This is a genomic window from Paenibacillus montaniterrae, assembly GCF_018403185.1.
In the GTDB taxonomy this organism is placed as follows: domain Bacteria; phylum Bacillota; class Bacilli; order Paenibacillales; family Paenibacillaceae; genus Pristimantibacillus; species Pristimantibacillus montaniterrae.
Window position 1 is genome coordinate 1 of sequence record NZ_BOSE01000064.1, and the last position, 253, is coordinate 253.

1 rRNA gene is annotated in these 253 nt (G+C 49.8%); it reads right to left on the reverse strand.

Annotated elements, in window-relative coordinates:
• A 23S ribosomal RNA gene (locus KJS52_RS27175) occupies positions 1-253 on the reverse strand; the annotation flags it as partial.

Genomic DNA, 253 nt, shown 5'->3' on the forward strand with positions numbered 1-253 from the left:
AGTGGACGAGCCTTCCTCAGGAACCCTTAGGCTTTCGGCGGATGGGATTCTCACCCATCTTTTCGTTACTCATACCGGCATTCTCACTTGAATACAGTCCACCAGTCCTCACAGTCTGACTTCAACCTATATTCAACGCTCCCCTACCCAAGTACCTTACGGTACATGCCATAGCTTCGGTGGTGTGTTTAGCCCCGTTACATTTTCGGCGCAGAGTCACTCGACCAGTGAGCTATTACGCACTCTTTAAATG